Consider the following 13,749-nt stretch of genomic DNA (forward strand, 5'->3'; position numbering starts at 1 on the left):
ACGATCTGCCGCTACCTTTCCGTACAAAATCTGGGAGCTCATCCGAATCCTGCGCACCGGATTCGCGTTGGGCATCTAGCAGCGACCACCAACTGTTCCGCTGCTCACCAGATCGCCTCTTCATTATGGAAATACAGACTCAGCAGCTCGAGCAGGAGTTCGACCAAGCAGTTTTTCAGAACTCCTTTGTGGAAGAATTGCGCGGCGAAGCTTCCGGCAACAAAAGTCCGCGCCAAGTGCCCGGCTACACCTATTCGCGCGTCGAGCCCACGCCGGTGCAGGACCCGCATTTGCTCGCTTGGTCCGATGATTTGGCGGCGTTCCTCGGGTTGGCTAAGCCAGCGGAGCGCAGCCCCGCCGTGGCGGCTTTGGCCGGTAACTTGGTCACGCAGAGCATGAAGCCGTTTGCGGCTCGCTACGGCGGGCACCAGTTCGGCAACTGGGCCGGGCAGCTTGGCGATGGCCGCGCTATTTCCCTGGGCGAGCTCACGGCCACCGATGGCACCAACTGGGAAATCCAGCTAAAAGGCGCCGGCCCTACGCCGTACTCGCGGCGCGCCGACGGGCGGGCGGTGCTGCGCTCGTCGTTGCGGGAGTTTTTGTGCAGCGAGGCCATGCACTACCTCGGCGTGCCTACTACGAGGGCCCTGAGCTTGGTGGGCACGGGCGATACGGTGGTGCGCGACATGTTTTACAACGGCAACCCGCAGGATGAGCCCGGCGCCATCGTGGCGCGGGTCGCGCCTACGTTCATCCGGTTTGGCAACTTCCAGATCATGGTGGCTACCGGCGAGCTCGACAACCTGCGCGCCTTGGCTGATTACGTTATTCGCCACCATTACCCCGAGTTGGGCGAGCCCTCGCCGGAAGTATATCTGAAGTGGTTTGATGAAATCTGTCGGCGGACGGCGGTTATGATAGCATATTGGCAGTCAGTGGGTTTCGTGCACGGCGTCATGAACACCGACAACATGTCCATCCTGGGTCTTACCATCGACTACGGCCCTTATGGCTGGCTGGAGCCCTATGACCCCGACTGGACGCCCAACACCACCGATTTTGGCTACCGGCGCTATTCTTTCGGCCAGCAACCAAACGTTGCCCTCTGGAACCTGGCGCAACTCGGCCGGGCCCTGACGCCGCTGGTAGAAAACCCCAAGGAGCTCAACGCCGGCCTGGAGGTATACGCCGAAACCCTGGCCAAAACCCAGCACGCGATGATGTTAAAAAAGCTGGGCATCACTTCGGCAACCGCACAGGATGCTGATCAGAACCTGCTCGAAGCCTTGCCCCAGGCCCTGACCGACGCCGAAATGGATATGACGCTGTTTTTCCGCAACCTCTCGCACACGGCCCCGGCCTTGCTCACCCGCCCGGAAAACGAGGAGGCGTTGCTGCGGGACCTAGTCGAAGCCAACTCGTACGCGCCGCCACAAAGCCAAGGGCATGGCGCCTTGTTGCAATGGCTTGCGCGGTATGCGCAGCGGCTCCGCCAAGAAACGGCAGGCCCTGAAGCCATTCGCGAGAGCATGCTCAGCGCCAACCCCAAGTATGTGCTGCGTAACTACTTGGCCCAGAAAGCGATCGATGCTGCTGCAACCGGCGATCTGTCGTACCTGAATACGCTGATGCAAGTGCTCAAAACCCCATTTGCCGAACAGCCTGAGCATGAAGAGTTTGCAGCCAAGCGCCCCGAATGGGCACGGCACAAGCCCGGCTGCGCTACGTTGTCGTGCAGCTCGTAAAGTGTAGTTGGGGCACAGCGGCTTTTTCCTGCCTTTTATCCTAAAACGTTCGGGCTAAAAACGCCTGTCATGCAGAGTGCAGCGAAGCATCTCTATTGAGTAGTAACTCAACGAAGCGGGAGAGATGCTTCGCTGCGCTCTGCATGACAAATGATTAAAGAGTGGTTGAAGCAACGGGACACAGTAAGTGGCGTTGGATCAATGCACCGGGGCCGCGAGCTGCCCGGTAGGCACTTCTACCTGCTCCACAATTTGTCGGCGGCCGATCACCAGCAGGAGCAGGGCCAGCAGCGAGGTAGCGGCCATAATAGTGACCATGGGCACGGCCGTGTGGTTGCTAAACACGCTGACGCCCATCGAAGCCAAGGAGCCCATTCCCATCTGGATGGCGCCCATCAGGGCCGAAGCGCTGCCCGCGTTCTTGGAAAACGGCGCCAACGACAGCGCAGCCGTATTGGGGTTACTAAACCCAAGGCAGCACAGGAAAATAAAAAGCAGCGCAATCGTGCCGCCCAGTCCAATCATGCCCAAGGAAGTCAGGGCCAGGAAAACCAGACTGGTGATGACCTGGCAAATCAGGGCGGCAAAGATGAGTTGCTGACTTTGGTATTTGCGCAGCAGCACGCTGTTTACCTGACTAGAACCAATCAGGCCGATCGACAAAAAGGCGAAAATCCAGCCGTACACCTTGGCATCTACCCCAAAGATATCCATGAATACCAGGGGCGAATCGGCCACGTAGGCGAACAGACCGCTAAACGCCACCGCGCCCGCAAAAGTGTAGGTGTAAAACTGCGGCTCGCGCAGTACGGCCCAGAAATTGGTCAGGATGGGACCGGGTTTCAAGGACAGCGACGTATCCGGTGTGTAGCTTTCGGGCAGCCACAACCGGCTGGCAATCAGCATCATGGCGCCCATGATGCCGAGCGTAATAAATACGCCCTGCCACCCAAAAGCGGCCGTAACGTAGCTGCCCACGGTGGGCGCGATCATCGGAGAGAGGCCCACTACCAACATTAGGAGCGCAAATACCTTCGCGCTGTCCTTCACCGGGAACAGGTCGCGCACCATTGCTACCGACGCCACGCCCGCCGCGCAGCTCCCGATGGCCTGCACAAACCGCAGTACAATCAGCCCGTCGATGGTACGGATAGTCGCGCAGCCTACCGAAGCGGCGATGTACAGGCCCAGGCCCAGGTACAGCGGCGTTTTGCGGCCAAAGCGGTCGAGCAGCGGCCCGTACAAAAGCTGCCCCGCCGAAATGCCGATAAAAAAGCTCGACAACGACAAGGCCACGCGCGCTGCCGTCGTGTTCAGGTCCTGCGCAATGGCCGGAAACCCCGGCAAGTACATGTCGATGGAGAAAGGACCAAGGGCTGTAAGGCTGCCCAAAATCAGGATGAGGAAAAAGTACTTTTGCTTGGACATGAACGACGTAACAGCAATATTACTGTTTGTTAATTATTTGATAATGAGATATTTAACTAGAGGGCTATAGGGCACCCCATTTGGCGTATATGTGCTGCTCCAAGTAGTCTTGGATTACGGAATGCCAAAATGAAGTCGGGAATTTAGAAGCAGACGGAGGCAGCACAGATCGAAGTCCTCATGACAAAGCTGGCCGAAAAACAGTGCAAATTACCTCCTAAAACAATCCCAGAACGTCCAACTCCCCTCCTCAACTGAGGAGGGGACGCGGCAGCAAAGCTGCCGCTGGGGTGGTGGAATCGTTGCTGAGGTTGTTTAGTGAGAACAGTAACAACCGGTTTGCGGCATGACCGCCTACGTAAACAACGACCTCAACCACCCCGCTTCCGCTTGCGGAAGTATCCCCTCCTCATCTGGGGAGGGGAGTTGGACGTTCTGGTGTTGTAAGAGGTTGGGGCCGCGGTGAATCTTCCGGCAATGTTTGTTATTTGCGCGCCTTACTCCTGATTTTTTTCCGTGTTGTATGCAGGTTGATTCTCTATCGCTTCGCACCGTTGAAGTGACGCGCTACGTCACGCCGCTGCGCGAAGGCGGTTCGCTGCCGGCCCTCGCCGAAGCCGACGACGGCTTTTTGTACGTGCTCAAGTTTCGGGGTGCCGGGCAGGGCATCAAGGCACTTATTGCCGAGCTGATCGTGGGCGAATTGGCGCGCACGATGGGCTTGCGGGTGCCGGAGCTGGTGTTCTGCGAGCTCGACGAAGCCTTTGGCCGCACCGAGCCCGACGAGGAAATTCAGGATTTGCTGCGCGCCAGCACTGGGCTGAACCTGGGCCTGCATTACCTCTCCGGCGCCAGCACCTTCGATGCGCTGGTAAATACCGTCGACGCGCACCTTGCCTCCCAGGTGGTGTGGCTCGATTGCCTGACCCTGAACGTGGACCGCACCGCCCGCAACACCAACCTGCTCATGTGGCATAAAGAGCTCTGGCTCATCGACCACGGCGCGGCCCTCTACGTGCACCACGCCGGGCCGGGCTGGGCGCAGCCGGAAAAGCAGCGCTCGTTTGGCCAGGTGAAAGACCATGTGCTGCTGCCCCAAGCCAGTGAGCTAGAGGCCGTTGATGCCGAAAGCCGGGCGTTGCTTACGCCGGAGCGCATCCGGGCCATTGTGGCGCTGGTGCCCGACGAGTGGCTGACGGAAGCTTTCGCCACGGACTCGGCGCACGAGCAGCGCGAGGCCTACCGCCAGTTTCTGGAAAGCCGCCTCGCCACATCTAACACCTTTGTTCAGGAAGCGCAGAATGCCCGGAAAGCACTTATTTGAGTACGCCGTGCTGCGCGTGGTGCCCCGCGTGGAGCGCGAAGAATTTATCAACGTCGGTGTCATCTTGTACTGCCGGTCGCTGGGCTTTTTGCAAACCCGCTATGCGTTGCCCGAAGCCCGGTTGCGCGCCTTTGCCGGCGAAGAGCTAGACCTGCAAGAGATAGCTGAGCGCCTGCGTTCGTTCGAGCGAATTTGCCGGGGCAGGGCAGAAGGTGGAGTAATTGGGCAACTGTCTATTGCTGAGCGATTTAGGTGGTTGACTGCCACGCGAAGCACCGTGGTGCAAACCTCGTGTGTGCACCCCGGCCTTTGCGAAGACGCTGCCGCCACATTAGAGCGATTGTTTGCCCAGCTCGTGCAGTGAGAAAGCTCAACGTGTTGATAGATTGCGAAATAAATAAGTAACAATCGGCTCCGGACTACTCGTATGAAGAGAAAATCTTCATAGAGCTCGAAGCTGTGCGTTATGAACCTCCCAGGATTAAAACCCCGGCCCAAGAAATTTGACACGCCACCCGATAACTACGCGAGATGGGGCTGGTACATCATGGGGACAATGGCCGTAAGCTGGATTTTATACAACTTGCTGCAAGGCAAATAAATACCTCTATCAGAGTAGGTTACAACCATTTCGGCAAGCGCCTCCGGTCGAACGAAACGTAGGCGTATGAGCGCGTGGGCTACCTTTGCGCCATGCACACGCTTGACCAACTGCGCGCCGGAGAATTGGCCGGCGTCACCCGCCTCGATCTGTCTTGTGGTCTGACCGAGTTTCCCATCGAGATTTTCGACCTGGCCGATTCGCTGGAGATCCTCAATCTCACGGGCAATGCGCTGTCGACGCTACCCGCCGATTTGGGGCGGTTGCACAAGCTGCGCATCCTGTTTTGCTCTAATAACGAGTTCACGACGTTGCCCGAAGTGCTGGGTCAATGCCCCGAGCTGAGCATGATTGGCTTCAAAGCCAACCGCATCCGGACGCTGCCCGCCGCGGCCCTGCCGCCAAAGCTTCGGTGGTTGATTCTGACTGATAATCAGATAGATGAGCTTCCCGCTGAGATTGGCAACTGCGCGTACTTACAGAAGCTTCTGCTGGCTGGCAACCAGCTAAGCCACCTGCCTACATCGATGGCCGCGTGTACGCGGCTGGAGTTGCTGCGCATTGCGGCCAACTGCTTCACGGCCTTGCCCGAATGGCTGTTTTCGTTGCCGCGGCTCTCGTGGCTGGCCTACGCTGGCAACCCGTTCTGCGACCGCATCGAAGCTGCCGCCGTGGCCCAGTACCCCATCGATGTTATTGAGTGGCAGCAACTTGCCGTGCAGCAACCGCTTGGCGAAGGCGCATCCGGGGTTATTTATCAGGCGCGCTGGCAGCCGCAGGGCGCGGCGGCTCAGGAAGTGGCCGTCAAGCTGTTTAAGGGCGCAGTAACCAGCGATGGCTTGCCGCACAGCGAAATGTCGGCGTGCATCAGCGCGGGCACGCATCCCAATTTGATTGCCGTAGAGGGCAAAATCGGCCAGCATCCGGCCGGGGCTCAAGGCTTGGTGCTGGAGCTGATTGACCCGGCCTTTGGCAACTTGGCTAGTCCGCCCAGCTTCGCCTCGTGTACCCGCGACGAGTATGCCGCGGGCACCGCGTTTGGCCTCGAAGCGGCGTTGCGGATCGCGCAGGGCATAGCGGGAGCGGCCCAGCACCTGCACGCCCGCGGCATCCTGCACGGCGATTTGTATGCCCACAACATCCTGACTACCAATGCCGGTGAGGCTTTGTTGGGCGACTTTGGGGCCGCCTGCTTTTTCGAACCGGATCAGCAAGGCGTGGCGCATGCCTTGCAGCGCTTGGAAGTGAGGGCTTTTGCCTGCTTGCTGGAAGAATTGTTGGAGCGTTGCGAAGCCCCGGCCACGTCAGAAGTGGTACAAGCACTCGAAGAGGTGCAGCGTCGGTGTGCCCATCCTGACCCGACGGCGCGCCCGCTGTTTTCAGAGATCCAGGAAGTTCTGACGGCTTTGCGCGGGGCTAACTAACACTGTTCCTGATAGTTGCATGCAGATACGGCGCGCCACTTGCTGACGGCTTGTATTACTTTGGAAAATGTATTGCACAAGATATTGGCAATCAGTAATTTATATAGGCAAGGCTGTTTTGTCAAAAGGGCCTTTGCACACCCCGGTGCTGCTGCCCAAAAATATTTTTTGAGCCGGCTGTAACCTTCGCCAAATCGGGCAGTATCCACGTCGAATTCAGCCGCTGAGGCTCGCTTTTTAGGCTTCAGCATTACCCAGGCAACCTTTTCCTGGCGTCCGCTACTCACTTTCCCTTCCACCGTTTTTGCCCTTGCTGGTCGCTGGTGGCGGCTGGCGAAGTCATGGCCCAACCAAGGTCATCGCTGATCTGTGCCCGCGCCTTTTCCCAAATCTTTTCTGCTATGTCGCTTACTTGTACGCTGCGCTGTTTCTTTCTGCTTCTGATGTGGGGAGTGGGAACCGGGCTAACTTCCGCCCAGACGCCTGCCGCTTCAACTTCAGCCACGCCGGGGCCCAAACGCCAGCTTCAGGCCGTGCGCATCACGGAAGCTATTAAGCTCGACGGCGTGCTCGACGAAGCCGTGTGGCAGCAGGCACCCATCGCCTCCGATTTCATTCAGCAGCGGCCCAACCCCGGCGTGCCCGAAAAGCACAAAACCGAAGTGCGCGTGCTCTACGACGACGCGGCGCTGTACGTAGGGGCCATTATGCACGACTCGTCGCCAGACTCGATTTTGCACGAAATCACGCAGCGCGACAACTTCGGCAACACCGACCTTTTCTCCGTGTTTCTGGATACGTACCACGACCAACTCAACGGCTACAATTTTACGGTTACTACGTCCGGCGTGCAGCTCGACGGGCGCTATTCGCCAGCCGGCGGCGAGGACTTCAACTGGAACGCTGTGTGGGACGCCCGCACTTCCATCCGGGGCACCGACTGGATTGCTGAAATGCGCATTCCGTACTCGGCTATCCGTTTCAGCAATGCGCCAGAGCAGCTATGGGGCCTCAACTTTGCTCGCCAACGCAAGCGCGACAACGCGCAGTTTTTCTGGAACGAAGTGAAGCCCGCCGTGGACGGTTTCGTGAACCAGTGGGGCGATTTGCGCGGCGTGCGCGACATCAAACCGCCTCTGCGCCTCTCGCTGACGCCGTACGTGTCGGCTTATGTCAACCACAATCCGCTCAACGCCGAGGGCACGCGCCGCACCACAACTTCCTTCAACGGGGGCGCCGACCTCAAGTGGGGCATCAACGAAAGCTTCACCCTGGACGCCACGCTGGTGCCCGATTTTGGGCAGGTGCAAAGCGACAACCAAGTGCTGAACCTGTCGCCGTTTGAGGTGCAGTTCACCGAAAACCGGCAGTTTTTTACCGAAGGCACCGAGCTGTTCAACAAGGGCAATCTTTTCTATTCGCGCAGGGTAGGCGCGACGCCGGTGGGCTTCTACAACGTGGCGGTGGGCGACAAGGAAAAAATCCTGCGCAACCCAGCCGAAACCCGACTGCTGAACGCTACCAAAATATCGGGCCGCACGAAAAATGGGCTGGGCGTCGGGCTGTTCAATGCCGTGTCGAACGAGATGTACGCCACCGTGCGCAACGAAGAAACCGGCAAAGAGCGCCGGGTCATGACCCAGCCACTGAGCAATTACAACATCTTCGTGCTCGACCAGTCGCTGAAAAATAACTCGTATGTGAGCTTGATCAATACCAACGTCACGCGCGCCGGCAACACTTACGACGCCAACGTGACCGGCGGGCTGTTTCGCTTTGCGAACAAGAAGAACTCCTACGCAGTCGATGGGCAGCTGGTGTACTCGCGGCGGCGCGGTCAAACCTTCGGGGAAGCCACCCCAATCGACGACCGCGATGGCTACAAATACAAAGTAGGAGTGAGCAAAATCAGCGGCGCTTTCACCTGGAGCCTGAGCCAGGGCATCGAGTCGGCTTCCTACAACCCCAACGACTTGGGCATTCTGTTTGGCAACAACAACATCACCCAGATTCTGGACGTCGCCTACCGCATCTACAAGCCCTTCTGGAAGGTCAATAACTTCTCCGTTTTCAGCGAGATAAACCACTCCCTGCTCTACAAGCCCACGCTTTACCAAAGCAGTTACCTGTACCTCGGCGCCAATACGACTTTCACCAAAAGCTTCTTACAGATCGGCTTCGACTTCGATACCGACCCCGCCAGCCACGACTTTTACGAGCCGCGCACCTTCCCGCTGGGCAAGTACTACGTGCACCTGCCCGCCAACACCGGCTTCGTGCTGTTTGCCAACTCCGACACGCGCAAAAAGCTGTCGTACGGCGTCAACGTGGGCAACCGCACCTTCGCCCTCGACGACCGGCTCGGGCGGCCGCGCCGCATCAAGTACCTCGCCGGCTTCTACCCGCGCTACCGCGTCAACGACCACCTCACGTTTCGCTACAGCCTCGACTGGAGCATCGTGCACAACCAGATCGGCTTCGTAAACGGCGGCCTTAGCACCGATGAGCCACTCGATCAGCCGTTTATGAACCAGATTCTGCTGGGCCGGCGCGACGTGGCCACGGTGTCGAACGTGGTGTCGGTGGCCTACACCTTCAACAACCGCATGTCGTTTACGCTGCGCACGCGCCACTACACCAGCAACGTGCGCTACGAAGATTTCTCCACACTCGCGCCCGGTGGCCAAGAGACGCTCGTCGACTACCGCCGCAACCGCGACAATACCTACAACGCCTTCAACGTGGACGCCGTGTATGCGTGGTGGTTTGCGCCGGGCTCGCAGGTCAACATCGTCTGGAAAAATGCCGGCTCCTCCTTCTTGCTCGCCGACGAAGCCACGCCGCAGTACTTCGACAACTTCAACCGCACGATCAATACGCCACATAATAACTCCTTGTCAATCAAGGTGTTGTATTATCTGGATTATCTGACGTTTAAACGGCAGAAGTAGCACTTGACTTGCTTTCCTGGGCTATCAAAAAGAGAAAAGCCCCGGCCGCTGATGTGGTTGAGGCTTTTCTACCTAAGACCGACAAACCCTCGCAGGACTTTCAGCGGCGACGTACTTAATAGCCAGTCTACTGATTAAGCCGCCGCTGAAAAGCCTCCAAAAACAAGCCCACATGGTAGCCATCTGCTAGGCCGTGGTGCACATTCACGGAGACTGGCATGCGCATGGTAGCGCCATCTTGGTACGACTGACCTACCGAAATCTTGGGGCAGCTGTCGGGGTGTTGGAAGCTGCGGGCATGCGTCAGGCCCGTGAACCGGACCCACGGAATGGCTGAGAAATGGATCACGTCGGGGCGGCTGGTGGTGTCGTTCAGGCGCAGGCCGGAGCTATGCTGCACGGCTTCTATTTCTGCGTTAGCGCCTGCTAGGAAGCTATCGAGCGTGTCTTGCTGCTCTATAAACGAAAAGCTAAACGTGCGATCGGGCCGGCCAATGGTCGCGGAGGCGTGAATGCGGTCGTAGCGGTACACCTGTCCGTCTTCGATGCGGCAGCGAAACTCTTCGATTTCGTTGGCCGCTTGCAGGGCTTGGTAGAGATAGTATAGAAAAAATGGGAGGCCCAGCCGCTTCGATTCTGCATAGGCTTTGGTGCAATCTACCTCGGCTACCAAGCCAAAAAACGGCTCGTCAAACGCCGAAAAGAAGGCGAAGTGCTCGCGGCGGGGCCACTTGCTTAGGTCAATCAGGTGTTTCATGGGGGCGCAAGTTCGGTAACTTTGCCGGCTCTGCGCCACCCGCGCCCGGGCCGTTTCTGCGCCGAGGGTAGCGCCGCCCGTGCCCGATTTGCTGCTACCCAACCATGACGACGCTCCAACTCATTGCCTTCGACGCCGACGATACCCTGTGGCCCAACCAGCCCCACTTCGACTACGCCGAAGAACAGCTTTACGCCCTGCTCACCCACTACGCCGACGCCGATACCTTGGGTCGCCGCTTCTATGAGGTGTGGCGCCAAAATATGCACCTGTTCGGATACGGAGCCAAGTCCTTCATGCTCAGTATGATAGAAACAGTCATTCAGCTTACCAACGGCCGCGTGACCGGCAATGAAATCCAGCAAATCCTCGATTACGGCAAGCGCCTGCTCGATTTCCCAATCGAACTGCTGCCCCACGTGGAAGAAGTGCTGGCCGAGTTGAAACAACGCGGCGTGCCGCTCATGCTCCTGACCAAAGGCGACCTTTTCGACCAGGAAAGCAAGCTGGCCCGCTCTGGCCTCGGCGATTACTTTGACCACGTGGAAATTGTAAGCGAGAAAAACGAGGCTACGTACCGCCGCCTCCTGATGCGCTACCAAGTGCGCCCCGAAGACTTCGTGATGATCGGCAACTCGCTGAAGTCCGACGTGCTGCCCGTGGCCAAGTTGGGCGCGCGGGCCGTGCACGTGCCGTACCACGCCACCTGGATTCACGAAGAAGTGCCTGCCGATCAATTAGTTGGCATTACGTTCCACCGGGCCGACTCCCTGAAAGAAGCATTGGCTTATCTGCCTTAACGCTGCTCGACCGTGACTGCGGCTTAGGGTTGAGAGCAATGTTGTGCTTGACCCTAGCTGCTCGGACACCTTTCCGGTACGGGCCTGCGTATCAGGAATATACATTAAGGCCTTGCCGATGAACGAAGCCCCCAAAGTAGACCTCCCATTTTATGTCAAGGCGCCGTTGGTGCTGCTGGGTTTGGCTTTACTCGTTTTTACGCTGCACATCGCCGGCGAAATTCTGTTTCCGATCTTCTTTGCGGCCATTTTTGCGATTCTGCTGCTGCCAATTGAGCAGTGGCTGCGCCGCCATCGGGTGCCGGAACTGCTGGCCATCGGCCTGACGGTGCTGGTTGGCGTAGTGGCGCTGGCTGGGCTGCTGTACTTTATTTACCTGCAAGCCGCGCAGCTGGCCTCGCAATTGCCGCTGTTCAAAGTCAAGCTGTTACAGGCGCAGCAAGAGCTGGTCCGCTGGCTCGATGCCCACTTCGGCATCACCAACGAGCGCCTGCTGGGGTGGTTGCGTGAAGGTACCAGCCGGGGCACCGCGTTGCTGGGTCAAACGCTCACGACCGTATCGGGGCTGTTGGTGGTGGCTACGCTGGTGCCGGTGTACGTGTTTCTGCTGCTGCTCTACCGCGAGCGGCTGGTTACCTTCCTCATTCAAGTGTTTTCGGGCCGCCGCCACGACACGGGCGTGGAGGAAGTGCTGCACGAAAGCAAAAGCACCATCCAAAGCTACATGGTCGGCTTGCTGATTGAAGGGGGCATTGTGGCCGTGCTCAACGTAATCGGGCTGTTGCTACTAGGCATTCCGTATGCCTTGTTGCTGGGTGTGCTGGGTGCTTTGCTCAATTTCATTCCCTACATCGGCGGCCTGATTGCCATTCTGCTGCCGGTGCTCATGGCCTTCGTGGCAAAAGACAGCTACGGCTACGCCATTGGCGTGGTGGTTGTATATATGGTTATACAATTCATTGATAATCATATACTTATACCGCGCATTGTGGCCGGTAAAGTGCAGGTAAATGCCTTGGCGGCCATCGTGGGAGTGCTGGTCGGGAATGCCATTGGCGGCGTGCCGGGTATGTTTTTGGCGCTGCCCGGCATTGCCATCCTCAAGATTGTCTTCGACCGCATCGAGCCGATGAAACCGTGGGCCACGCTGCTCGGCGACGAAGAGCGCCCGCGTCCCGGCAAGTCGGCGCGGAGCCGGTAGTTACTTCGCTTTGTCTTTGTACGTGCGCTTCAGCCAGGCTTCGGGCACGGGCACAATGCAGATATTCATCGATCGGTTATCGGCCGAGAGCATGGCCGACTGAATCTGGATGCGGGTGCCGTCGGGGCTGAAGGTGGGATGCGGATGGTCGGCGGCAGTTTCCTTGTGGCCGGTGGTCAGCAGGATCATTTCCCGCGTGTGCCGGTCGATGAGGTAGAGGCTGCGCGAAAAATCGTCGCCCACGGCCCAACGGCCATCGGCTGAGCCGCTTACGTGCCACAAGCCACTGCCGCTGGGCGTCTGGCCCGCGATGGTCATTTCCCGCGTTCTCAGGTTTACAATGCCCAGGCCCGTTGGTTTTTCGCGGGTACCGGCCTCGCCCCAGCCCGCCTCCTGACCCGGATTGCGCGGGTCGCTGGGCTGCGTGCTGGCGGTGGCGGCTTCTTTGTTGAAGTTGATTTTGCGGTGCCCCATGATGGCAAACGCCACCTCATCGCGCGTGATCACGGCTTCGTGCGTCACCCACTCGTAGTCGGCTTCGGGGTAGAGGGGGCGCAGGCCCGAGCCGTCGGCCAGTACCGTCCAGGTGCGTTGGGGCGACTTGCCGCCGGTTTCCCAGCAAAACACGATTTCGCCCGGCACCCAGGGGTTGGTCTGCACGTGGCCAATCTGAAACGGCACCGACACCACGTGCTTAAACACCCCGGTTTTGAGGTTCATGCTGGCCAGCCCGGCCGGCCCGGCGCCCATGTTGCGCGGTCCGAAATTGCCCTCAATCTTGGTGTTCGCAGCTAAGTGCTTGGCTGCTTCGGCTTTACCTACGCGGAAATACACTACCTGTTCGTCGGCATCCAGCGCCATGTCGCCGCCGGCGCCCATTTCGGGCGGGGTGGTGCCGCACACGCGCTGGTACACCGAGGCCGGCTGCATCTTCCCGGCTTTGCTGTCGGCAAAAAGCTTGGCCAAATCCACCTCGATGATCTGCACGCTGGCTTCGGGGCTGGGGGTGGCGCCTTTGGCAGGCGTGCGCATGAAATACAGCTTCATCGACTTGCGGGCAATGTTGAGCATGCCCGTGTAACCGCCTTCCGTCACCTGTACCATCTCGCCGGTTTTCTCATTAACCGCCGTGGCCTCGCCCGGCACCCGCCTGGAGCGGAAAATAAGCCACTGCCCGTCCGAAGTCCATTGCGTGTGCGTCTGGTAGATCTTGGAATCGCCCTGGGGCGTGCTGGTCAGGAAGGTGAGCGGGGTGCCCGTCACGGGGTCTTTCACCACTTTGCGCTCCGAAGGAAACCGCTTGCCAATTTGGGCATAGGCCGGCGTGGCCAGCAGCAGGGTGGCGCTCAGGGCCGCAAACAGCAAATTCGGAGTCCTTTTCATGGCTAGACGCAACTATTTGGTTATCAATAGATTATGTGGATGCTTGGCCAATGCGCCCGCATCCGATAACCAAAGACGCCAGATCGCGCCGCCGTTCCGTCCTGCACCCTCCTGCTGGCCTGCCCGGCGCTTAAG

10 protein-coding genes are annotated in these 13,749 nt (G+C 58.7%); 7 read left to right on the forward strand and 3 right to left on the reverse strand.

Annotated features, from left to right (window positions below; genetic code table 11):
* Window positions 1–125: 125 nt before the first annotated feature.
* A complete protein-coding gene (locus FHG12_RS15740; RefSeq protein ID WP_139516634.1) occupies window positions 126–1,745 on the forward strand; it encodes a protein adenylyltransferase SelO in 1,620 nt (539 codons plus the stop codon).
* Between the two features lie 198 nt (window positions 1,746–1,943).
* Here FHG12_RS15740 and FHG12_RS15745 read toward each other — a convergent pair whose 3' ends face one another.
* Complete coding sequence (locus tag FHG12_RS15745) at window positions 1,944–3,173, reverse strand: multidrug effflux MFS transporter (RefSeq protein ID WP_139516635.1); 1,230 nt, start codon at window positions 3,171–3,173, stop codon at window positions 1,944–1,946.
* Window positions 3,174–3,696: 523 nt separating this feature from the next.
* On the opposite strand from FHG12_RS15745, the gene FHG12_RS15750 reads away from it, so the two are divergent.
* The 4 genes from FHG12_RS15750 to FHG12_RS15765 all read left to right on the forward strand — a co-directional run bounded on the left by FHG12_RS15750 (window position 3,697) and on the right by FHG12_RS15765 (window position 9,473).
* Entirely contained in the window at window positions 3,697–4,497 is an 801-nt protein-coding gene (locus FHG12_RS15750; RefSeq protein ID WP_139516636.1) for a HipA family kinase, read from the forward strand.
* Window positions 4,475–4,861, forward strand: coding sequence for a DUF3037 domain-containing protein (locus FHG12_RS15755; RefSeq protein ID WP_139516637.1), 387 nt, complete (start codon window positions 4,475–4,477; stop codon window positions 4,859–4,861). Before FHG12_RS15750 ends, FHG12_RS15755 begins: the two co-directional genes overlap by 23 nt.
* A 329-nt stretch (window positions 4,862–5,190) precedes the next feature.
* Entirely contained in the window at window positions 5,191–6,522 is a 1,332-nt protein-coding gene (locus tag FHG12_RS15760) for a leucine-rich repeat-containing protein kinase family protein (protein WP_139516638.1), read from the forward strand.
* A 401-nt stretch (window positions 6,523–6,923) separates the two neighbouring features.
* Entirely contained in the window at window positions 6,924–9,473 is a 2,550-nt protein-coding gene (locus FHG12_RS15765) for a DUF5916 domain-containing protein (protein WP_165699424.1), read from the forward strand.
* Window positions 9,474–9,600: 127 nt separating this feature from the next.
* Here FHG12_RS15765 and FHG12_RS15770 read toward each other — a convergent pair whose 3' ends face one another.
* Window positions 9,601–10,230 (reverse strand): chloramphenicol acetyltransferase, encoded by a 630-nt coding sequence (locus tag FHG12_RS15770; protein ID WP_139516640.1) that lies wholly within the window; start codon window positions 10,228–10,230, stop codon window positions 9,601–9,603.
* A gap of 104 nt (window positions 10,231–10,334) precedes the next feature.
* Between FHG12_RS15770 and FHG12_RS15775 the strand changes: the two genes are divergently transcribed.
* Both FHG12_RS15775 and FHG12_RS15780 read left to right on the forward strand, forming a co-directional pair.
* Window positions 10,335–11,030 (forward strand): HAD family hydrolase, encoded by a 696-nt coding sequence (locus tag FHG12_RS15775; RefSeq protein WP_139516641.1) that lies wholly within the window; start codon window positions 10,335–10,337, stop codon window positions 11,028–11,030.
* A gap of 118 nt (window positions 11,031–11,148) precedes the next feature.
* On the forward strand, window positions 11,149–12,231 hold the full coding sequence (locus tag FHG12_RS15780) for an AI-2E family transporter (RefSeq protein WP_139516642.1): 1,083 nt from the start codon (window positions 11,149–11,151) through the stop codon (window positions 12,229–12,231).
* Here the strand turns inward: FHG12_RS15780 and FHG12_RS15785 are convergent, their stop codons facing one another.
* Window positions 12,232–13,614, reverse strand: a complete 1,383-nt coding sequence (locus FHG12_RS15785; RefSeq protein WP_139516643.1) for a TolB-like translocation protein — start codon at window positions 13,612–13,614, stop codon at window positions 12,232–12,234.
* Window positions 13,615–13,749 lie beyond the last annotated feature (135 nt).

The organism is Hymenobacter jejuensis, assembly GCF_006337165.1.
GTDB classification, from domain to species: Bacteria; Bacteroidota; Bacteroidia; order Cytophagales; family Hymenobacteraceae; genus Hymenobacter; species Hymenobacter jejuensis.

Excerpts from the sequence above, each read along its gene's own strand:
- FHG12_RS15770 (WP_139516640.1), bottom strand. The coding sequence starts at position 10,230 with ATGAAACACCTGATTGACCTAAGCAAGTGGCCCCGCCGCGAGCACTTC.
- FHG12_RS15760 (WP_139516638.1), top strand. The coding sequence starts at position 5,191 with ATGCACACGCTTGACCAACTGCGCGCCGGAGAATTGGCCGGCGTCACC.
- FHG12_RS15785 (WP_139516643.1), bottom strand. The coding sequence starts at position 13,614 with ATGAAAAGGACTCCGAATTTGCTGTTTGCGGCCCTGAGCGCCACCCTG.
- FHG12_RS15750 (WP_139516636.1), top strand. The coding sequence starts at position 3,697 with ATGCAGGTTGATTCTCTATCGCTTCGCACCGTTGAAGTGACGCGCTAC.
- FHG12_RS15780 (WP_139516642.1), top strand. The coding sequence starts at position 11,149 with ATGAACGAAGCCCCCAAAGTAGACCTCCCATTTTATGTCAAGGCGCCG.
- FHG12_RS15755 (WP_139516637.1), top strand. The coding sequence starts at position 4,475 with ATGCCCGGAAAGCACTTATTTGAGTACGCCGTGCTGCGCGTGGTGCCC.
- FHG12_RS15745 (WP_139516635.1), bottom strand. The coding sequence starts at position 3,173 with ATGTCCAAGCAAAAGTACTTTTTCCTCATCCTGATTTTGGGCAGCCTT.
- FHG12_RS15740 (WP_139516634.1), top strand. The coding sequence starts at position 126 with ATGGAAATACAGACTCAGCAGCTCGAGCAGGAGTTCGACCAAGCAGTT.
- FHG12_RS15765 (WP_165699424.1), top strand. The coding sequence starts at position 6,924 with ATGTCGCTTACTTGTACGCTGCGCTGTTTCTTTCTGCTTCTGATGTGG.
- FHG12_RS15775 (WP_139516641.1), top strand. The coding sequence starts at position 10,335 with ATGACGACGCTCCAACTCATTGCCTTCGACGCCGACGATACCCTGTGG.